We start from the raw sequence: 20083 nt of genomic DNA on the forward strand, positions 1-20083 counted from the left end.
AGGATGGGATCAGGACAGGTGTCGCGGCCAGTCCTGCCGGTTGTGGAGCACACGGACGATCAGGATGCCGTCCTCCTGCTCGGTATAGGCGACGAGATGCGCGCGATACGGATGCAGGCGAACGGGGCGCGAGAATTCCGTGCGCCGACGCGCGATGCCCGGATTGGCGGCGAGCAACCGGAACAACGCCCGCAGCCCGGCACCGTAGCGCTCCGCATGCTGCGTTCCGTATTCCTGCGCCCCCCGGGTATAGATCTCGATGATGTCCCCGACGGCCCTGCGGCTGAGCCGGATCGTCACCGGGTCTGCGACGCGATGCGTGCCTCCCGCCGCGCCATGTCCAGGACGTCGTCCATCGAGAGCTCGCTGACGCCGCTGTCGAAGCCCTCGGCGACGAGCCGCTCCAGCTCGGCCCGGGCATCGGCGGTCTCCCGATCCCGCTGGATCAGGGCCCGAAGATATTCGCCCGCATCGGAAAAGCGCCCGCTTCGCGCTTGCGCCTCGACCCACTCCTTCATCGGCTCGGGCAGGGACAGGTTCAGCGTCGCCATCATGCGCTCCTCCGGGCGATCATGACGATCCCCCGGGGGATTGTGAAGGGCGCGCGAGGGCCCTCAGCCCTCGATCCGCGAGAACTCGGCCACCTCGCGGGTGGCCGCGCGCAGGGCGTTGAGGAGCAGCAGGCGGTTCCGGCGCAGGGCCGGATCCTCGGCGTTCACGGTGACCTTCTCGAAGAAGGCGTCGACCGGCGCCCGCAGCCGCGACAGCGCCCGCATCGCCCCGGCGAAATCCTCGGCGGCGACCGCCGCGGAGGCTTCCTGGCGCGCCGACGCCAAGGCCTCGGCCAGCGCCCGCTCCTCCGGCTGCCCGGAGGCGGCGAGCGCCGCGTCGGGCGCGGCATCGTAGGCGACGCCGTCCTTCTTCTCCTCGATGCGCAGGATGTTGGCCGCGCGCTTGTAGCCGGCGAGGAGGTTCTTGCCGTCGTCGTTGCCCAGGAACTCGCCCAGGGCCGCGACGCGGCGGACGACGAGCAGCAGGTCGTCCTGGCCGGGCAGGGCGAAGACGGCGTCGATCAGGTCGTGGCGCGCGCCCTGGTCGCGCAGATAGACCTTGAGGCGGTCGGCGAAGAAGGCGAGGAGATCCTTGGCCCGCGGATCCACGAGATCTCCCTCGAACGCGGCCGCATCGAGCGCCTCGTCCCCGGACAGGGTGAGGGCGACGGCGAACTTGCCCGGCAGCCCATCGAAGGCATCCCAGATCGGGCCGTCCAAGAGCGACAACCGCAGCTCGTTCTCGAGGATCAACCGGATGACGCCGAGGGCGGCGCGGCGCAGGCCGAACGGATCCTTGCTGCCCGTGGGCTTCTCGTCGATCGACCAGAAGCCGGCCAGGGTATCGAGCTTGTCGGCGAGCGCCACCGCCACGGAGACGATGTCCTTCGGCACGCGATCGCTCGGGCCGAGGGGCTTGTAATGCTCTTCGATGGCCGCCGCGACGCGTGGATCTTCGCCCTGAAGGGTCGCGTATTTCCGGCCCATCAGGCCCTGCAACTCCGGGAACTCCCCGACCATCTCGGTGACGAGATCGGCCTTGGCCAGCCGTGCCGCACGCTCGACAGGAGCGGTGTCGTAGTGAACATCGATCTCAGCGGTGATCCGGCGCGCCAGCTTGGCGATGCGCGCGATCCGCTCGCCCTGCGTGCCGAGCTTCTCGTGGAAGACGATGGCGTCGAGCTTCGGGAGGCGGTCCTCCAGCTTGGTCGCCTTATCGGTCTCCCAGAAGAATTTCGCGTCCGAGAGCCGGGCGCGCACCACGCGCTCGTTGCCCGCGGTGATCGCCGCGCCGCCATCCGAGGCGACGAGGTTCGAGACGAGGATGAAGGCCGGGGCCAGTTCCTCCGAGCCGCTCCTGCGCAGCACGAAGCATTTCTGGTTGGCGCGGATCGTCGCCCGGATCGCCTCGGCCGGGATCTCCAGGAAGCGCGGGTCGAAGGAGCCCATCAGCACCACCGGCTTCTCGACCAGGCCCGCCACCTCCTCGAGCAGGCCCTCGTCCTCCACGAGGTCGAGGCCGCGGGCGAAGGCGAGATCCTTGGCGTCGTGCAGGATGATGTCCTTGCGCCGGTCGGCGTCGAGGATCACGTGGGCGCGCTCCAGGGCCTGGACGTAATCGTCGAAGCGGCGCACCTCGATCGGGCCGGGCGCCAGGAAGCGGTGGCCGCGGGTGGTGGTGCCCGCCGCGATACCGTCGACCGAGAACGGCACCACCTCCGGCGTCTCCGTCTCCGGGCCGAAGGTGGCCACGATCGATTGCAGCGGACGCACCCAGCGCAGCGCGCCGGGCTGGGCCGAGGCCGCGCCCCAGCGCATCGATTTCGGCCAGGGGAAGCTCTTGACGATGCCCGGCAGGATCTCGGCCAGCACGTCCAGCGTCTCCCGGCCCGGCCGCTCGATCACCGCGAGGTAGAATTCGCCCTTCTTCGGGTCGGTGACCGTGGTGGCCTGGTCGAGGCTGTCGAGCCCCGCGCTCTTCAGGAAGCCCTGAACCGCCGCCTCCGGCGCGCCGACGCGGGGACCGCGCCGCTCCTCCCGCACCGCCTCGCCCCGGGCCGGCAGGCCGGCCACATGCAGCGCCAGCCGCCGCGGCGTCGCGAAGGCCTTGGCGCCCTCGTAGAGGAAGCCGCGCTCGACCAGCGCGTCGGTGACGAGCTTCTTCAGATCCTCGGCCGCGCGCCGCTGCATGCGGGCGGGGATCTCTTCGGAGAGGAGTTCGAGAAGGAGGTCAGGCATAGGCGCGGGAATAGCCGCCCGTCCGGGCGGCGTCGAGACGGGAGATGATCCGACCTGCGACGGTTCAGCCGATCCGTCCGCCGCCCGTCCGGGTCACCGCCACCACCGAGGGCCGGGGCGGCACGCCGTCCGCGAAGTCGGGCCAGCGGGTCGAGGGTTTCTCGTAGCTGCCGAGCGCACCCTCCTCGTCGGGCTCGCCGGGATGCTGGACGGCCACGAAGAAGGTCTCGTCGTCCGGCGTGAAGCAGGGGCCGCACATCTCGGCGCCCACCGGCACCTGCAGGAAGTGGCGTGCGGTGCCCCGGCGCGGCCCCTCCGTCTCGATCGCCCAGATGCCGTCGGCCCGGCCCGTGGCACGGCGGTTGTTGCCGTCGGTGGCGATCCAGAGGCGGCCCCGGCCGTCGAAGGCGCAGTTGTCGGGCATGCCGAACCAGCCATCCGCCGTGGTGCGCGGCGAGAAGGTCGCCTTCACCTCCGGCTTGGCGGGATCGCCGCACTGGATCATCACCTCCCAGCGGAAGGTCTCCGCGGTCTGGTCGCCGCCCTCCGGCGTGATCTCGATGACGTGGCCGAAGAGGTTCAGCGGCCGCGGATTGGCGGCGTCGACCTGCTCGGCCGTGCGCTTCGCGTTGTTGGTGAGCATCACGTAGACCCGCCCGGTCTTCGGGTTGGCCTCCATGTCCTCGGGCCGGTCCATCGGCGTGGCGCCGAGGAGCTTGGCCGCACGGCGGGTCTCGATCAGCACGTCGGCCTGGGAGTCGAAGCCGTTGCCGGCATCGAGCCCGTTCCGGCCATGGACGAGGGGCAGCCAGCGCCCGGTCCCGTCGGCCTCGAACCGGGCGACGCTGAGGGTACCGGAATCGAGGAGATCGGCATTGCCGGCCCGATCCGGGGCGACCCTGGCCGCGCTGACGAAGCGGTAGACGTGCTGGAAGCGCTCGTCGTCGCCGAGATAGACGACGTAGCGCCCATCCGCCGCGGTGATGCCGGCCGCGCCCTCGTGCCGAAAGCGGCCGAGCGCCGTGCGCTTCTTCGGGGTCGAGGCTGGATCGAAGGGATCGATCTCCACGACCCAGCCGAATCGGTTGGGCTCGTTCGGCGTCTTCGCGAGGTCGAAGCGCGGATGGAAGCGGCCCCAGCCGTATTGGGGCGTGCCCATGGTCATGCTCTTGGCGTTGCGCGCCTCCGCATGGCCCTCGGGCAGGGCGCCGAGGAAGTAGTAGGGGAAGTTCTCCTCGCCCGAGAGCCAGGTGCCCCAGGGGGTGACGCCGCCGGAGCAGTTGTTGATCATGCCCTCGACCCGCCGCCCGGTCGGGTCGGCCTCGGTGACGAGGCGGGGATGGCCCGCCGCCGGCCCGGTGAGGGCGATCGGCGTCCGCGCGGTGATGCGGCGGGTATAGGGGGAGCCTGGAACCGGGCGCCACCGACCGTCCTCCCGGCGGATCTCCACCACCGAGCCGCCATGGGCCGCCATCTCGATCGCGACCTGATCCGCGCCGATGCCGGCGATCACGCCCTTGCGGTCGGCGGCGTTCAGCCCGGGGAACATCAGCTCGGCATTGGTGTATTCGTGGTTGACCACGAGCAGGCCGCGCGCGGCGCTGCCGTCGAGGGGAATGAAGCCCACGAAGTCGTTGTTGTAGCCGAATTGCCGCTCCTGGCGCTCCGCGCTCTGGGCGGCGGGGTCGAAGGCCGGGGCATCGGGAAAGAGCGGGTCGCCCCAGCGCAGCAGAACCTGGGATTCGTAGCCCTCGGCCACATGCAGATGCGCGTCGACGCCGGCGGGAAGCTCGGGGAAGTCGAAGGCCGGGGTCTCGGCCGGGGCTTCGGCCGCGGCGGCGAGGCCGGACAGCGCCTCGGAGCCGATCCCGGCGGCGAGGGAGGCGGCCAGCGCACCGCGCATCAGGTCGCGCCGGGAGAAGCGGCGGGCGATCACCGCGTCGAGGCTCGGGGCGGCTTTCGGGTCGGACATCGCGGCCTCACTCTCCGATCGGGTTCAAGCCCGGCGCTAAAGCCGCCGCATGTCGCTCCGATGACGCTCCGACGACGCCCCCCGCGCCGGCTCGGCCGAGGGCCGGTGCACGGCGGGCATGAAAAAACCGCCCGGCCAGGAGCCGGGCGGTCTCGTCGAGATCGACAGCGGGGCGCCGCGCGGCGCCCCGATGCGCGAAATCAGTACTTGCGGACCAGCGGGGCCGGGGCCGGAGCCGCGGCGGGGGCCGGGGTGTAGAGCGGGGCGATGATGCGGAACCAGCCGTCCGTGCTCTCCGAGACGCCGGCCGAGGTCACGACGTCGCGGGCGACGTAGGCCTGCACCGTGAACGGCCCGAAGTCGTAGCCGATGAGGCCACCGAGGGCGAAGCGGCCACCGCGACCGACGCGGCTGCCGAGGACGCCCAGACCGGCCGGGAAGGTGATCGCGTTCGGGTCGAGGTTGACGGTGCCGTAGCCGATGGCGCCGATCTCGAACTTGCCGAACTTCTTGGTCGCGGTCAGGTCGAGGTTGAGCGCGTCCGAGATGCCGACCGGGCCGAAGAAGGCGGGGATGCCGTTCGGGCCATCGAAGCGGCCGGGAGTGTCGTAGAAGTTGTAGGTCAGGTTGGCGGTCAGGTTCCAGCCGTCGCCGGTGTAGCTGATCGCGCCGCCGGCACGGTAGGTGTTGGAGGCCAGGATGTTGAGGCCGCCGCCGCGACCGGCGTTGAGCTCGTTCAGGTAGGTACCGAACAGGACGCTGACGCCGATGTTGCCGCCGAGGTCGAACGCCCAGATGCCGCCGATGAAGGTGCCGACGTTGATCGAGGTGTCACGGCCGCCGGCAGCGCGGCTGAAGGTGAACACGGTCGGCGGAGCGACGGCGAGCTCGATACGGCCGCCGAAGGGCGTCCAGGGGGTCGACCACAGCAGGATCGGAATGTTCACCGCGGTGTCGACCGCCGCGTTGTCCTGGCTGCGGTAGGTGAAGGTGTTGATGGCGTAGACGCCTTCCGGAAGCGGGGCGCCGGTGGCGAGACCGACCTGCTCGCCGGGGACCGTGGTCGTCTGGGCCTGCGCGGCCGTGGCCGTCATACCGGCCGTGAGCGCGAAGGCGCCCGCGGCGAGCCAGTTCTTCATCATTTTCTGGTTCCTTCCCAAGGATTTCAGGCGACCGCCCCGTAGCCCCCGTCGACTTCAGCCGAACTTTTCCCGTCCGTACTGCCAGCGCCGGGCGCCCCCTTACGGCCCCACCTCAAGTCTCAACGTCGGGAACTATTCTACACTGCGCTCCGGAATGACAGGGCGTTGCCTGCAATCTCGGCAGTTCGGAACCTACCGTTGCGCAAAAGTCGCATTTTTGCGGCGCCGCAACAGGGGCTTAACAAAGAGTTAAGCATACTTAGTCACCCGGCGGTCCACTTGTACGGCCCGCACTTCCGGCAAAATACCACATGAAGCTCAGCCGTTTGGCGCAGGACGCGCGGGCGCCTGCGGCGACGTCGTGGCGCGCTCCCGGCGCCGTCCGGCGGCGAGCCCCGGCAGCAGCCTGCCCCGCCCGTGACCAGGCCGCGCCCGGGTCACCCCGGATCACACGGGTTCCCCGGTTCGAATCGCCCGGCGCCCGACAACCGGAACGCGAAGATCCGGTCCCGCGATTCGCCTCACTCCGCCGCCTGGCGCCGCTTCGTGCGGCCGGGCGGCGCCGATTCCGCGGCCGAGGCCGGGCGCCGGGCCAGGACCTCGCGCAGGAACCGGCCGGTATGGCTCGCCTTGGACCGGGCGATCTCCTCCGGCGTGCCCTGCGCCACCACCGTGCCGCCGCCATCCCCGCCTTCGGGGCCCATGTCGATCACCCAGTCGGCGGTCTTGATCACTTCGAGGTTGTGCTCGATCACCACCACCGTGTTGCCCTGGTCGACCAGCTCGTGGAGCACCTCCATGAGCTTGGCGACGTCGTGGAAATGCAGGCCCGTGGTCGGCTCGTCGAGGATGTAGAGGGTGCGCCCCGTCGCGCGCTTCGACAATTCCTTGGAGAGCTTCACGCGCTGGGCCTCGCCCCCCGACAGGGTGGTGGCCTGCTGGCCGACGCGGACGTAGTGCAGGCCGACGCGGTTCAGCGTCTCCATCTTGTCGCGGATCGCCGGCACCGCCTTGAACAGCTCGGCCGCCTCCTCGACGGTCATGTCGAGCACGTCGGCGATCGACTTGCCCCGGTACTTCACCTCCAGGGTCTCACGGTCGTAGCGCTTGCCCTTGCAGACGTCGCAGGTGACGTAGACGTCCGGCAGGAAGTGCATCTCGATCTTGATGACGCCGTCGCCCGAGCAGGCCTCGCAGCGCCCGCCCTTCACGTTGAAGGAGAAGCGCCCCGCCTGGTAGCCGCGGGCCTTGGCCTCGGGCAGGCCGGCGAACCAGTCGCGGATCGGGGTGAAGGCACCCGTATAGGTTGCAGGGTTCGAGCGCGGCGTGCGGCCGATCGGCGACTGGTCGATGTCGATGACCTTGTCGAGATGCTCGAGCCCCTCCAGCCGCTCGAAGGGCGCCGGATGCTCCAGGGCGCCGTTCAGCTTCTTCGCCGTCGCCTTGTAGAGCGTGTCGATCACCAGGGTGGACTTGCCGCCGCCCGAGACGCCGCTGACGCAGGTGAAGGTGCCGAGCGGGATCTCGATCTCGACGTCCTTCAGGTTGTTGCCCCGGGCACCGACGAGCTTCAGCGCCCCCTTGCCGGGCTTGCGCCGCGCCTTCGGCGTGCGCACGGAGAGTTCGCCGGTGAGGTACTTCGCGGTGAGCGAGGCCGGGTCCTTGAGGAGCTGCTCGGGCGTGCCCTGGGCGACGATCTCGCCGCCATGGATGCCGGCGCCGGGGCCGACATCGACCACGTAGTCGGCCTGCAGGATCGCGTCCTCGTCGTGCTCGACCACGATCACCGAATTGCCGAGGTCGCGCAGGCGCTTGAGCGTGCCGAGCAGGCGCTCGTTGTCGCGCTGGTGCAGGCCGATGGACGGCTCGTCGAGCACGTAGAGCACGCCCGTCAGCCCCGAGCCGATCTGCGAGGCGAGGCGGATGCGCTGGCTCTCGCCGCCCGAGAGCGAACCCGAGCCGCGGGCAAGCGTCAGGTATTCGAGGCCGACATCGACGAGAAAGGTCAGGCGGTCGCGGATCTCCTTGAGGATCCGGACGGCGATCTCGTTCTGCTTGTCGGTGAGCTTCGAGGCGATCTCCGAGAACCAGCGATGGGCCTCGCGCACGGAGAGCGCCGTGACGTCGCCGATGTCCTGCCTGTCGATCTTGACCGCGAGCGCCTCGGGCTTGAGCCGTTTGCCGCCGCAGGCGGCGCAGGGCGTGGCGCTCATGAAGCGGCCGATCTCCTCGCGGCTCGCGTCGCTCTCGGTCTCCTTGTAGCGCCGCTCCAGATTCGGGATCACGCCCTCGAAGGGCTTGTTGACCGCGTAGGCGCGCAGGCCGTCATTGTAGTCGAACCGCACCGATTCCTTGCCGGTGCCGTAGAGGATCACCGCCCGGGCCGCCGCGGGCAGGGCCGACCAGGCGGTCGTGGTCTTGAAGCCGAAATGCTTGGCCAGCGCCTCCAGCGTCTGGTCGTAATAGGGCGAGGTCGACTTGGCCCAGGGGGCGATCGCGCCGCGCTTCAGGGTGAGCGCCGGGTCGGCGATCACCAGCGTCTCGTCGATGCGCATCTCATGGCCGATGCCGCCGCAGGTCGGGCAGGCGCCGAAGGGATTGTTGAAGGAGAACAGCCGCGGCTCGATCTCGGGGATGGTGAAGCCCGAGACGGGGCAGGCGAAGCGCGACGAGAAGGTGATCTTCTTCGGCGCCTCGCCCTCCGGCGTATCCGCGAACTCGATATCGGCGATGCCGTCGGCGAGATCGAGGGCGGTCTCGAAGGAATCGGCGAGACGGCTCGCGATGTCGGCCCGCACGACGATGCGGTCCACCACCACGTCGATGTCGTGCTTGAGCTTCTTGTCGAGCTTCGGCACGTCGTCGATCGGATAGTATTCGCCATCGACGCGGAGACGCTGGAAGCCCTTCTTCTGGAACTCGGCGATTTCTTTCCGATACTCGCCTTTCCGGCCTCGGACCACGGGCGCGAGCAGGTAGAGCCGGGTCTTCTCCGGCAGGGCCAGCACCCGGTCGACCATCTGGCTGACGGTCTGGCTCTCGATCGGCAGGCCGGTGGCCGGGGAATAGGGGATGCCGACCCGCGCCCAGAGCAGGCGCATGTAGTCGTAGATCTCCGTGACCGTGCCGACGGTGGAGCGCGGGTTCTTCGAGGTGGTCTTCTGCTCGATGGAGATGGCCGGCGAGAGCCCGTCGATCTGGTCGACATCGGGCTTCGACATCATCTCGAGGAATTGCCGGGCATAGGCCGAGAGCGATTCGACGTAGCGGCGCTGGCCCTCGGCATAGATCGTGTCGAAGGCGAGCGACGACTTGCCCGAGCCCGAGAGCCCCGTGAACACCACCAGCCGATCCCGGGGGATCGTCAGGTCGACGTTCTTCAGGTTGTGCTCGCGGGCGCCACGCACCGCGATGACGCGGGCATCGCGCGCCTGCGCGGCCCCGTCGAAGAGCGCGGCGAGCTTGGCGTCCTTCTCGCTCTCGGCTCGGCTGCTTGCGTCGGCTTTGGCTTTGGCCATGGGGCGGATCGGTCTGTTGCAGGCAGGCCCGGGGCGGCGCCATGCAGCGCCTGACGCCCGGTCCGTCAGGGCGGGCAACGGTCGTGCCGTGGGAATCGTCGACGCGGAAGATGGCCCTCGAGCGTCGGGGTACCACTAGAACGAAACGGAAACGACGGCAACTTCCTGCCGCGGGCGCAGCGACGGGCCGCTCCGGCCCTCGGCATTCGGGGCGATGGAGGGGTCCGCCGCTCCCCTCCGAGGGCCCGCGCCGCATTTTTCGAGTCAAATGCGAGCGACCAAATTTACAACCTTTAAGTGCAAAAATGCTGGCGCCTTTGCATGAAATTTAAGCAGAGGCCGAACTTCGAAAGTTTTGTTTCACGCCGGCTGGCCAGGGTCCCGGGCATCCTCTCCGGGCTGAGTCCTCCAATCGACCTGCACCACCGAGGCGAGGCGGTCGAGCCGCGGGCGGGGGAATTGCCGAGCAGCTTCTCGATCGGGTGGACCGAGGCCGCCTACCGGGAGAAGATCGCCGGCAACTTCGCGCCGATCATCTTCGGGCGCGGCGTGTTCATGATCTTCTGCTTCCTGGCCGGCCAGTACGAATCCCTGCGCCTGCCCATGGTCATCCTGCTCGCGACCCCGCTGGCGATCTTCGGGGCGGGGAGGGGGATCAGTCGCGGGCCAGAAAGCCCGAGAGCGGGCCGGACAGCCGGCAGACCACCCCGGCCGCGTCGTAATCGACCGCGACCTCGCCGCCCACCGCACCGGACAGGCCGCGCTCGATCAGCCGCGAGCCGAAGCCGGTGCGGGCCGGCGGCGTCACCGGCGGGCCGCCGCTCTCCTGCCAGCGCATGTTCAGGCGGGGCTCGGCCGCGCCGTCGGCGACGATCTCCCAGGTGATGCCGACGCGGCCCTCGGGCACGGAGAGGGCGCCGTACTTGGCCGCGTTGGTGGCGAGCTCGTGCAGCATCAGAGTGAGGGGGAGGGCGGCGGCCGCCCCCACCTGGATCGGCGGCCCGGCGAGGCGGAAGCGGCCGGCCTGGCCGTCGTCGTGGCTGGCGAGGGCCCCGGCGATCAGGGCCTCCATGTCGGCGGCCTCGCTCGAGCCGTCGAGCAGGATGTCGTGCGCCTTGCCGAGGGCGATCAGGCGCGCCACCAGGGTCTTCTTGGCCGTCTCGACCTCGGTGACGTTGCGCAGGCTCTGCGCCGCGATGGCCTGCGCCATGGCCAGGGTGTTCTTGAGCCGATGGGAGAGCTCGCGGTTGAGCAGGCGCTGCTGCTCCTCGGCCTGGATGCGGGCGACCGCCCCCCAGGCGCGCTCGGCGAGCTCGCGGGCGAAATCGACCTCGCCGCTCGACCAGTCGCGAGCGGCGGCGGACTGGGCGAAGAGCACGCCGACCAGGGCGCCGCGCCGGACCAGGGGCACCTCGATCGCCGCGCCGATTCCCGCCCGCGCATAGGCGGCGGCGCGCGCCGGGGGAAGCTCCGCCGCGGCGTCCCGCAGCACGCAGACCGCCCCCCGGGCGAGCTCGGAAAGCCGCAGGGGGAGCGCGGCGGAGGCATGGGTGCCGGCGAGGCTCGGCAGGGCGCCCGCGCTCCAGTCCCGCTCGACGGTGAGCGTCGCCTCGGCGCCGTCGGGGAAGGCGTAGCCGGCCCGGTCGAGATCGAGGCTGCGGCCCAGGAGGGCCGCCGTCGCCTCGGCGATCTCGGCGGTGCTGCCCGCGTCCCGCAGGCGATCTCCGAGGGCGATCAGGGCGCGCTGGCACTCCGCCGCCCGGCGCTCCTCGGTGATGTCCTCGATCATCGCCGTGACCTGGATCTCGTCGCCGCGCCATTGCGAGACGAGGTTGACCCGGGCCCAGATCAGCCGTGCGTCCTTGCGCCGGTAGCGCTTCTCCAGGGTCTCCTGCATGATCTCGCCGGCGGCCAGCCGGCGATGGAGCCGGTCGCGCTCCTCGGCATCCTCCTCCGGCGTCCATTTCGCCACCGACTGGCCGACGATGTCGGCGGGCTCCGCCGCCCAGATCGCGCAGAGCTTGGCGTTGACGCGCAGGGCCTTCAGGCTGCGCGGCTCGAGCTGGACGATGCCGACATTGGCGCCCTCGAACACCGCCCGGAACTGGGCCTCGGCCCGCTTGCGCTCGGTGAGGTCGAGCATCGCCCCGATCATGCGGACCGGCCGGCCGGCGGGATCGCGCACCATCGAGCCCCGGTCGAACACGTCGGCATAGCTGCCGTCGGCCCGCAGGAAGCGGTATTCGTGCCGCCAGTCCATCGCCCGGCCGGCGATGACGGCGCGGATATCCGCCTCGACGCCGGCCCGGTCCTCGGGATGGATGTGGTCGAGCCACCAGCCGCCGGTCGGCGCGATCCGGGCGGGATCCCAGCCATAGGCGGCGAGCAGGGCCTCGTTCCACAGGACGTGGTCGGCGACGAGGTCCCAGTCCCAGATCGCGTCGTTGGTGGCGTGGGTGACGAGGCGGTAGCGCTCCTCGCTCGCCAGGATCTCGGCCTGGGCGCGGCGCTCGGCGGAGATGTCGCGCACCGTGCCGACGAAGCGGGTCGGGCGGCCCTCGACGCTGGTCAGCCGGCCGCGGGCCGCGATCCAGCGCAGGACGTTCCCGTCGGCGGCGACGGTGCGGTACTCGCAGTCGAACACGCCCGAGCCGGCGGGATCGAGGGCCGCCCGCACCGCCGCGTCGGTCCGCGCCCGGTCCTCCGGGTGGAGGCCGGGGAGGAAGGCGCCCTCGTAGCTGACCGGATCCTCCGGCCCGAGGCCGAACATCTCGCGGGTGCGGGCGTCCCAGATCAGGGTGCCGGTGACGAGGTCGTAGTCGAAGATGCCGACGCCGGTCGCCTCCACGGCGAGCCGCAGGCGCAGGGCGCTCTCGGCGAGGGCGGCGGCGCTGGCCCGCAGCTCCCGCTCCTCCCGGGACCGGCGGGCGAGGTCGGCGTCGCGGGCCTCGACGCTGCGGCGCAGGGCGAGCTGGACCATCACCTGGCGGGCCAGCGCCTCGAGCCCGGTCATCTGGGCCGGGGACAGCCCGCCGGGGCGGGGATGCGTGTCGAGGATGCAGAGCGAGCCGAGGCCGTAGCCCTCCGGCGTCACCAGGGGGGCGCCGGCGTAGAAGCGCAGATGGGGCGGCCCGGTCACCAGCGTGTTGGCGCGGGTGCGGGGGTCCGCGGCGAGGTCGGGGATGACCAGGATGCCGGACTGCTCGAGGGCATGGGCGCAGACCGACTGCGCCAGGGGCGTCTCGCAGGGCTCGAAGCCGACCCGCGCCTTGAACCACTGGCGGTCCTCGGCGACGAAGCTGATCAGGGCGGTCGGCGCCACGCAGAGCCGGCTCGCGATCAGCACGATATCGTCGAAATCGGGTTCCGGCGGCGTGTCGAGGATGTCGTATCCGTCGAGGGCGGCGAGCCTCCCGGCATCCGCGACGGCCTCTGGCAACTCGGGAGACCGGGCACTCATCGGTCGGTCGGCTCGCGCGGCGTCGGGGCGATGTCGGGCCGCCGCCGGAGCGGAGACCGGCCCCTCAGGCGATCGGGGCGTCCGGCGCGGTCGCACCGTTGCCGCCCTTGCCCTGCACGGGGTCGGGATCGATCGCGATGAAGCGGCCGCTGCGGCTGTACACTGCGCCGAGCACGGTTTCAAAGTGCCGCTTGACGCTGGCGTGGCACTCGCAGGCGGCGGCCTCGACCTCGGCGCGGTTCAGGATCGTGATGCGGCCGCGGCCGATAGCGATCAGGCCCTGGTCCTGCAGCGAGCGCAGGATCCGGGTCAGGTAGGTCCGCTGCACGCCGAGCATGGCGGCCAGCACCTCCTGCGTCACCGGCAGGACGGGCGTGTCGAGCCGGTCCTGAAGGGTCATCAGCCAGCGCATGCAGCGCTGCTCGATCGGGTGGAGGGCGTTGCAGGCCACCGCCTGCAGCACCTGGGCGAGCAGGCAGTCCGAATAGCGGGTGAACAGGTTGCGCAGGGTCTCCGAGCGGCGCTTGGCCTCCTGCAGGCGGCGCACGTCGATGCGCAGGGCCGGCCCCGGGATCTGCACGACCGCGTTGGCGGAAGCCGGCAGGCCCCCGTTGCTGACGACGCCGCCGACCGCGCCCTCGCGGCCGACGGTCGCGGTCTGGGCGCTGCGCCCGTCCGCCATCTCGATGACGAGGGTGATCACCGTGAATTCGCAGGGGAAGGTGACGAAGCCGACCTCGCTGCCGGCGGAGAAGATCACCTCGCCGCGCTGGTGCTCCCACCGCTCCAGATAGGGGGCGAGAAGCGCCCTGTCGTCCGGGCTCAAAGCCTTGAGGAGGAGGTTTCCTTCGAACAGGGGCTCGCGAGCCGCCGACATGGTCGACATGATGACGCTTTGTTCACGCTTCGTATCAGGTGCTCGTAGCGCAAACACCTTCGATCGTCTGTCCACTAGTAGACAGATCAATCGACCATTCGTTCAATTTGTTCCTAATATCGGGTCCACTTGCACCGCAAGGCCGGGCCCGTCATTTCTCCGTACAGAGGCCGCGGCTCGACAGGCGGCGATGCTCCCGCGGATCGCAATCGGTCGCCAGGAACGAGGCCCATTCGGCCTGGGTGCCGTAGAAGGCGTTCCGGTCCACGTCCCCGCGCACGCCCGGCACGCGGCCGGTCGAGGTGAACTGCCAGAGCATCCACTGGCGGTTGGCGAAGCGCTGCTCGGGCTCCGCCGCGGTGGAGCGCACCCAGTGCGGGTAATCGGGCAGCTCGCCTTCCAGCACGTCCCGGTGGAAGGTGATGTCGGTGTAGATGATCGGGCGCTTGCCGGTGTAGCGCTCCATCTCGTCGAGCATGTACTGGATCATGCCCAGCGCCTGGGCCTTGGGCAGCCGCTTCGGGCAGGCGACGGAATGGCCGTTCCACTCCACGTCCAGCACCGGGGGCAGGGCGGTCGGGTCGTTGGGCACGTTCCGCTTGAACCAGTCCATCTGCTCCTTGGCGGAGCGGCACCAGAACACGAAATGGTAGGCGCCGCGGGGCACGCCGGCCCGGCCGGCCCCCTCCCAGTTCTCGCGGAAGCGCTCATCCACGTGGTCGCCGCCCTCGGTCGCCTTGATGAAGGCGAACTGGGTGCCCGCGCCCCGGACCGAGGCCCAGTCGATCGGGCCCTGCCACTTGGAGATGTCGATGCCCTGGATCGGGTGGCGCTTGGCCCGGGCCACCCCCGGATGGGGCTTGGCGTCGCCCTTGGTGGGGTAGAAGCTCGTGTCGGCGGCGCAGGCGGCCAGGCTCGACAGGGCGAGGGCGGCGGCCAGCCGCTTGAGGCGCGGCACGCAGGCCAGAACCGTCTTCGCGATCTCCAGCGACATCGAGGCCCCGCAACCGTCTTCGCGCCAATGCATGGCTATTGGTTGCCCTGGGCGCGGTTAAGAGAGGTTTGACGCCATTGCGGCGAATTTCCGGTAGCCGTTGTAGGGGAGGCACATCGCGAGGACCTTCCCACGACAATCCTCAGGGGGCGTGGCCCGCAAGCCTCAAGAAGAGCCCGCGTTTTCGGATCGCCGTCACATCATGAAGACTCTGTTCACCATAGGATACGAGGGCCTCGATCCGGAGCGCCTGCACGCGGCGCTCAAGGAGGCGGGGGTGGCAACGCTCGCCGACGTGCGGGCGGTGGCCAATTCCCGCAAGCGCGGATTCTCGAAGGGCGCCCTGAAGGCCGGGCTGGAGGAGGCGGGCCTCGGCTACGCGCATCTGCGGGCTCTGGGCACGCCGAAGGCCGGCCGCGAGGCCGCCCGCGCCCACGATGCCGGGCTGATGCGGAGGATCTATTGCGAGGAGGTGCTCGACACCGCCGACGGGGGGCTCGCCCTCGACGCCCTGGCTGAACTCGCGGGCAAGGCGCCGGTCTGCCTGCTCTGCTTCGAGCGCGATCCCGAGCGCTGCCACCGGCGGGTGCTGGCCGAGCGCCTGGCGGCGCGCGGCTTCGCCACGGTCGACCTGTTCGGCTGAGCCGCCGCCCGGTCTCAGAGCATGCTGGGCAGGATGCGGTCCGGCGGCCGGTGGCCGTCCATGAAGGTCTTGATGTTGATGATGACCTTCTCGCCCATGTCGACGCGGCTCTCGTGGGTGGCCGAGCCCATATGCGGCAGCAGCACCACCTTGCCGTTGCGGGCGAGGCGCACGAGGCGCGGGCTCACCGCCGGCTCCTGCTCGAACACGTCGAGGCCGGCCCCGCCGATCTCGCCGGCCTCGATCAGGCGCGCCAGGGCGTTCTCGTCGATCACCTCGCCGCGGGCGGTGTTCACCACCACCGCCTCGGGCTTCAGGAGCTTGAGGCGGCGGGCGGAGAGCAGGTGATAGGTCGCCGGCGTGTGCGGGCAGTTGACCGAGACGATGTCGACCCGGGCGAGCATCTGGTCGAGGGATTCCCAGTAGGTCGCCCCCGTCTCCTCCTCGATGCTCGCGGGCACGCGGCGGCGGTTGTGATAGTGGATCGACAGGCCGAAGGCCCTGGCGCGGCGGGCGAGGGCCTGGCCGATCCGGCCCATGCCGACGATGCCGAGGCGCTTGCCGGTGATGCGGCGCCCGAGCATCCAGGTCGGCGACCAGCCGGTGGTCCAGTCGTCGTCGGGGATGATGCGCGCCCCCTCCGCCACCCGCCGGGCCACGGCGAGGATCAGCGCCATGGTCATGTCGGCGGTGTCCTCGGTCAGCACGCCGGGGGTGTTGGTGACGGTGATGCCCCGCTCCAGGGCCACGGCCACGTCGATGTGATCGACGCCGTTGCCGAAATTCGCGATGAGCCGCAGGTTCGGACCGGCCTGGGCGAGCAGGGCGGAATCGATCTCGTCGGTCACGGTGGGCACCAGCACGTCCGCCTCGCGCAGGGCGACGGCGAGCGCCTCGGCCGACATCGGCGCATCGTCATGGTTGAGGCGCGTGTCGAAGAGCTCGCGCATGCGCGTCTCGACCGCGTCCGGCAGGCGCCGCGTCACCACGACCAGCGGCTTGCGCTTGAACGACATGACCCCCTCCCGGCACCCCGCGCGGCGCCCGACTGACCTCGCCGGCGGCACCGGCCCGGCTTACGCTCCCTTAACCACGTCCCGGCCAGATGGGGCGGAATGCGGCATCGGGTGGGGAGAGCCGGCGGGCTGCCCGCGTCTTCCGGCCTCTCTACCAGAGCGACGGGCGAAGACAATGCGGGCGGCCGGTCCGGCGCCCTTCCGCGCCCCGAACGCCGCCTCCGACAGGATCCCGGGCAGGAGACCGACGATGCGACGGACGATGCGACGGACGGCCCGGGCGCGCGCCCTGTCCCTGCTTCTCGCGGCCCTTCCGGGGCTGGCTGGAACGCTGCCGGCGCTCCCCGCCCTGGCGGCGCCGGCGACGCCGGAGGCGGGCCTCGGCCCCGTCACCAAGCTGCCGCTGCCGCGCTATGCCAGCCTCAAAACCGACCGGGTGAACCTGCGGGAGGGCCCGTCCAAGGACCACCGCACCCTCTGGGTGTTCCAGCGGGCCGGCCTGCCGGTGGAGATCATCGCCGAGTTCGAGACCTGGCGGCGCATCCGGGATTCGGAGGGCACCGAGGGCTGGGTGCTGCATTCCCTGCTCTCGGGGCGGCGGACCGCCGTGGTGATCGCCAGAGCCGGAGGCGACAAGACCGGGGGCGACAAGACCGCCACCGTGACGCTGCGCTCCCGCGCGGACGAGACCGCGGGGGAGGAGGCGCGCCTCGAGCCCGGCGTGATCGGCAGCGTGAAGAGCTGCACCGGCACCTGGTGCCGGCTGGTCGTGTCCCTTCCGCAGAAGCGCGGCGACGTCGACGGCTATATCCGCCAGGACCGGCTCTGGGGCGTCTACCCGAACGAACGGGTCGAATAGGCGCACCGCGCGAGCGGCGGGCGCAAACGAAAAGGCCCGGGACATCCCGGGCCTTTCGCATGTCTCGCAGATGCCGGTGAAGCGGGTGAGGCGTCAGGCGCGGCCCGAAGCCGCCCGGCGGCGCAGGCGCACGATCACCTCGACGCCGGCGATCTCCATGCCCTCGGGCGCCTCGGGCAGCGAATCGACGGAGATGCCGCATTCCGGCATGTCCATCACCTCGCCCTCCTCCTCGAGGAAGAAGTGGTGGTGCTCGCTCGGGTTGGTGTCGAAATAGGCCTTCGACCCGTCGAGGGCGAGCTGGCGCAGCAGGCCGGCCTCGGTGAACTGGTGCAGGGTGTTGTAGACGGTGGCGAGGGAGACCGGCACCTTGGCGCGCATGGCCTCGTCGTAGAGCATTTCTGCAGTCAGGTGGCGGTCGCCACGGCCGAAGAGCAGCCAGCCGAGGGACAAGCGCTGCCGCGTCGGGCGCAGGCCGGCGCGGCGCAGGCGGTCCCGAAGGTCGGAGAGCGGGCAACCGCGGCGCGCAGCCGCGCCGGCCTCGGCGGCATTGGCCGGGCGGGCATTCAGGACGGCCTGAAGTGGCGACAGGTCGGACATCGGCGGGACGGCTTTCTCACTCTTCACTTGACATCTGACGCAATAGTATACGTGCCTGCGGCAACGACGACAACCCGACAGTGCCTCGAACCTGCGCCGCCCGGCCCTCCGCCGGGACGGCTATCAGGCAGGGGGGCACTGTGCTAACGAGGCGCCGCCTCGGACCCGGCATCGGCGCCGGCCCATCCTCCGCCTCCCCGGACAAGAAACCAGCCGAAGGGAACCGAACCGCTCACATGGCTCCTGTGTCTTCCGAATCCGACATCCCCGCGCAGCCGGAGCAGGGCGGCCCTGCGCCGCGGCCGTCGAGCTTCACCTACGAGGAGCTGCTGGCCTGCGGCCGCGGCGAGATGTTCGGGGCCGGCAACGCCCAGCTTCCGCTGCCGCCGATGCTGATGTTCGACCGCATCACCTCGATCGGCACCGAGGGGGGCGCCTACGGCAAGGGCCATGTGCTCGCCGAGTTCGACATCCGGCCCGACCTCTGGTTCTTCCCCTGCCACTTCCAGGGCGACCCCGTGATGCCCGGCTGCCTCGGCCTCGACGCCCTCTGGCAGCTCGTCGGCTTCCATCTCGGCTGGCTCGGCAGCCCCGGCCGCGGCCGGGCCCTCGGCGTCGGCGAGGTCAAGTTCACCGACCAGGTGCTGCCCACCGTCAAGAAGGTCGTCTACGGCATCGACATCCGGCGGGTGCGCCAGGGCAAGCTCGTGCTCGGCATCGCTGATGGCTGGCTCGAGGCGGATGGCCGCCGGATCTACGAGGCCAAGGACCTGCGCGTCGGCCTGTTCCAGTCGTAAAATCCGTCCCCGCAGCGGTCGAACGCGTGCCAATCGGGCACGGATCGGGCTTTGCGTGGTTGAGATTATGCGCACATCATCTTAGGTGACGCCGTGCGGCGCGTCTGGCGCGGCGACGGAGATTCCTTCGAGCATCATGCGGCGTGTCGTCATCACCGGGATGGGCATCGTCTCGTCCATCGGCAACAACACCCAGGAAGTGCTCGCCTCCCTGCGCGAGGCGCGCTCGGGGATCGTGCGGGCCGAATCCTACGCCGCGCGCGGCTTCCGCAGCCAGGTGGAGGGCGCCCCCCAGCTCGACGCGGAGAGCGTGGTCGACCGCCGGGCGATGCGCTTCCACGGCGGCGGCACCGCCTGGAACCACGTCGCCATGGAGCAGGCGATCCGCGACGCGGGGCTGGAGGCCGGCGACGTCTCCAACGACCGCACCGGCATCATCATGGGCTCCGGCGGGCCCTCGACCCGCACCATCGTCGAATCGGCCGCCATCGCCCAGGAGAAGGGCCCCAAGCGCGTCGGCCCCTTCGCCGTGCCGAAGGCGATGAGCTCCACGGCCTCGGCCACGCTCGCGACCTGGTTCAAGATCCGCGGCGTGAACTATTCGATCTCCTCGGCCTGCGCGACCTCGAACCACTGCATCGGCAACGCCGCCGAGATCATTCGCGGCGGACGGCAGGACGTGATCTTCGCCGGCGGCTGCGAGGACCTCGACTGGACCCTGTCGGTGCTGTTCGACGCCATGGGCGCGATGTCCTCGAAGTACAACGACACGCCCGCGCGTGCCTCCCGCGCCTACGACGCCAACCGTGACGGTTTCGTGATCGCCGGCGGGGCGGGGGTGGTGGTGCTCGAGGAATACGAGCACGCCAAGGCCCGCGGCGCGAAGATCTACGGCGAGATCGCCGGCTACGGCGCCACCTCGGACGGCCACGACATGGTCGCCCCCTCCGGCGAGGGCGCGGTGCGCTGCATGCGCCAAGCCCTGGAAGACCTGAAGGGCGTGAAGATCGACTACATCAACCCGCACGCGACCTCGACGCCGGTCGGCGACGACAAGGAGATCGAGGCGATCCGCGCGGTGTTCGGCCGCGGCGAGGCCTGCCCGCCGATCTCGGCGACGAAGTCCCTCACCGGGCATTCCCTGGGCGCCACCGGCGTGCAGGAGGCGATCTACGCGCTCCTGATGATGAACAACGGCTTCATCTGCGAGAGCGCCCATATCGACGAGCTCGACCCGGCCTTCGCCGACATGCCGATCCTGCGCGAGCGCCGCGACGGCGTCTCCCTCGGCCATGTGATGTCGAACTCGTTCGGGTTCGGCGGCACCAACGCCACGCTCGTGCTCAAGCACATCGACGCCTGAGGCGCCCGTCTCGCAGCTGCGAGATGTACAGCCAAGGTTAAGCCCGGGCTCGT

General features: G+C 70.5%; 15 protein-coding genes and 1 pseudogene. 5 read left to right on the forward strand and 11 right to left on the reverse strand.

Annotated features, from left to right (window positions below; all coding sequences use genetic code 11):
- Positions 1-9: 9 nt before the first annotated feature.
- The 6 genes from MMB17_RS17895 to uvrA form a co-directional block, all read right to left on the reverse strand.
- Positions 10-300 (reverse strand): type II toxin-antitoxin system RelE/ParE family toxin, encoded by a 291-nt coding sequence (locus tag MMB17_RS17895; protein WP_241099759.1) that lies wholly within the window; start codon positions 298-300, stop codon positions 10-12.
- Positions 297-554: a type II toxin-antitoxin system ParD family antitoxin gene (locus tag MMB17_RS17900; protein ID WP_338041749.1), complete on the reverse strand. Its 258-nt coding sequence runs from the start codon at positions 552-554 to the stop codon at positions 297-299. The genes MMB17_RS17895 and MMB17_RS17900 overlap by 4 nt, the downstream gene beginning before the upstream one ends.
- 60 nt (positions 555-614) lie before the next feature.
- Entirely contained in the window at positions 615-2789 is a 2175-nt protein-coding gene (gene glyS / locus MMB17_RS17905; RefSeq protein ID WP_241099760.1) for a glycine--tRNA ligase subunit beta, read from the reverse strand.
- A gap of 64 nt (positions 2790-2853) precedes the next feature.
- The gene (locus MMB17_RS17910; RefSeq protein ID WP_241099761.1) at positions 2854-4761 is read right to left on the reverse strand and encodes a PhoX family protein; all 1908 of its coding nucleotides are present in this window, start codon (positions 4759-4761) and stop codon (positions 2854-2856) included.
- Between the two features lie 200 nt (positions 4762-4961).
- On the reverse strand, positions 4962-5903 hold the full coding sequence (locus MMB17_RS17915) for a transporter family protein (RefSeq protein WP_241099762.1): 942 nt from the start codon (positions 5901-5903) through the stop codon (positions 4962-4964).
- Between the two features lie 521 nt (positions 5904-6424).
- Complete coding sequence (gene uvrA / locus MMB17_RS17920; protein ID WP_238311131.1) at positions 6425-9421, reverse strand: excinuclease ABC subunit UvrA; 2997 nt, start codon at positions 9419-9421, stop codon at positions 6425-6427.
- Positions 9422-9856: 435 nt separating this feature from the next.
- Here uvrA and MMB17_RS17925 point away from each other — a divergent pair.
- Positions 9857-10066, forward strand: a pseudogene (locus MMB17_RS17925) (efflux RND transporter permease subunit); the annotation flags it as partial.
- A gap of 10 nt (positions 10067-10076) precedes the next feature.
- On the opposite strand, the gene MMB17_RS17930 reads toward MMB17_RS17925, so the two are convergent.
- The 3 genes from MMB17_RS17930 to MMB17_RS17940 form a co-directional block, all read right to left on the reverse strand.
- Positions 10077-12881, reverse strand: a complete 2805-nt coding sequence (locus tag MMB17_RS17930; protein WP_241099763.1) for a PAS domain-containing protein — start codon at positions 12879-12881, stop codon at positions 10077-10079.
- 64 nt (positions 12882-12945) lie between these two features.
- Positions 12946-13758, reverse strand: coding sequence for a Crp/Fnr family transcriptional regulator (locus tag MMB17_RS17935; protein WP_241102231.1), 813 nt, complete (start codon positions 13756-13758; stop codon positions 12946-12948).
- A gap of 151 nt (positions 13759-13909) precedes the next feature.
- Positions 13910-14752, reverse strand: a complete 843-nt coding sequence (locus tag MMB17_RS17940) for a glycoside hydrolase family 25 protein (RefSeq protein WP_238311136.1) — start codon at positions 14750-14752, stop codon at positions 13910-13912.
- A gap of 199 nt (positions 14753-14951) precedes the next feature.
- Here MMB17_RS17940 and MMB17_RS17945 point away from each other — a divergent pair, with 199 nt between their 5' ends.
- Positions 14952-15395 (forward strand): DUF488 domain-containing protein, encoded by a 444-nt coding sequence (locus MMB17_RS17945; protein WP_241102232.1) that lies wholly within the window; start codon positions 14952-14954, stop codon positions 15393-15395.
- 14 nt (positions 15396-15409) lie between these two features.
- Here the strand turns inward: MMB17_RS17945 and MMB17_RS17950 are convergent, their stop codons facing one another.
- Positions 15410-16411, reverse strand: coding sequence for a 2-hydroxyacid dehydrogenase (locus tag MMB17_RS17950; protein WP_241099764.1), 1002 nt, complete (start codon positions 16409-16411; stop codon positions 15410-15412).
- Between the two features lie 262 nt (positions 16412-16673).
- Here MMB17_RS17950 and MMB17_RS17955 point away from each other — a divergent pair, with 262 nt between their 5' ends.
- Positions 16674-17270, forward strand: coding sequence for an SH3 domain-containing protein (locus MMB17_RS17955; protein WP_420847380.1), 597 nt, complete (start codon positions 16674-16676; stop codon positions 17268-17270).
- A gap of 93 nt (positions 17271-17363) precedes the next feature.
- Here MMB17_RS17955 and irr read toward each other — a convergent pair whose 3' ends face one another.
- Entirely contained in the window at positions 17364-17870 is a 507-nt protein-coding gene (irr, locus tag MMB17_RS17960) for a Fur family transcriptional regulator Irr (protein WP_238311139.1), read from the reverse strand.
- A 350-nt stretch (positions 17871-18220) separates the two neighbouring features.
- Here irr and fabA point away from each other — a divergent pair, with 350 nt between their 5' ends.
- Entirely contained in the window at positions 18221-18667 is a 447-nt protein-coding gene (gene fabA, locus MMB17_RS17965; protein WP_238311254.1) for a 3-hydroxyacyl-[acyl-carrier-protein] dehydratase FabA, read from the forward strand.
- A gap of 136 nt (positions 18668-18803) precedes the next feature.
- A complete protein-coding gene (gene fabB / locus MMB17_RS17970) occupies positions 18804-20030 on the forward strand; it encodes a beta-ketoacyl-ACP synthase I (RefSeq protein WP_238311140.1) in 1227 nt (408 codons plus the stop codon).
- Positions 20031-20083 lie beyond the last annotated feature (53 nt).

The sequence above is a fragment of the Methylobacterium organophilum genome, from assembly GCF_022533465.1.
Taxonomy (GTDB): Bacteria; Pseudomonadota; Alphaproteobacteria; order Rhizobiales; family Beijerinckiaceae; genus Methylobacterium; species Methylobacterium organophilum.

Excerpts from the sequence above, each read along its gene's own strand:
- MMB17_RS17955 (WP_420847380.1), top strand. The coding sequence starts at position 16,674 with ATGCGACGGACGGCCCGGGCGCGCGCCCTGTCCCTGCTTCTCGCGGCC.
- irr (WP_238311139.1), bottom strand. The coding sequence starts at position 17,870 with ATGTCCGACCTGTCGCCACTTCAGGCCGTCCTGAATGCCCGCCCGGCC.
- MMB17_RS17940 (WP_238311136.1), bottom strand. The coding sequence starts at position 14,752 with ATGTCGCTGGAGATCGCGAAGACGGTTCTGGCCTGCGTGCCGCGCCTC.
- fabB (WP_238311140.1), top strand. The coding sequence starts at position 18,804 with ATGCGGCGTGTCGTCATCACCGGGATGGGCATCGTCTCGTCCATCGGC.
- uvrA (WP_238311131.1), bottom strand. The coding sequence starts at position 9,421 with ATGGCCAAAGCCAAAGCCGACGCAAGCAGCCGAGCCGAGAGCGAGAAG.
- fabA (WP_238311254.1), top strand. The coding sequence starts at position 18,221 with ATGTTCGGGGCCGGCAACGCCCAGCTTCCGCTGCCGCCGATGCTGATG.
- MMB17_RS17950 (WP_241099764.1), bottom strand. The coding sequence starts at position 16,411 with ATGTCGTTCAAGCGCAAGCCGCTGGTCGTGGTGACGCGGCGCCTGCCG.
- MMB17_RS17915 (WP_241099762.1), bottom strand. The coding sequence starts at position 5,903 with ATGATGAAGAACTGGCTCGCCGCGGGCGCCTTCGCGCTCACGGCCGGT.
- MMB17_RS17935 (WP_241102231.1), bottom strand. The coding sequence starts at position 13,758 with ATGTCGGCGGCTCGCGAGCCCCTGTTCGAAGGAAACCTCCTCCTCAAG.
- glyS (WP_241099760.1), bottom strand. The coding sequence starts at position 2,789 with ATGCCTGACCTCCTTCTCGAACTCCTCTCCGAAGAGATCCCCGCCCGC.
- MMB17_RS17910 (WP_241099761.1), bottom strand. The coding sequence starts at position 4,761 with ATGTCCGACCCGAAAGCCGCCCCGAGCCTCGACGCGGTGATCGCCCGC.
- MMB17_RS17930 (WP_241099763.1), bottom strand. The coding sequence starts at position 12,881 with ATGAGTGCCCGGTCTCCCGAGTTGCCAGAGGCCGTCGCGGATGCCGGG.
- MMB17_RS17900 (WP_338041749.1), bottom strand. The coding sequence starts at position 554 with ATGATGGCGACGCTGAACCTGTCCCTGCCCGAGCCGATGAAGGAGTGG.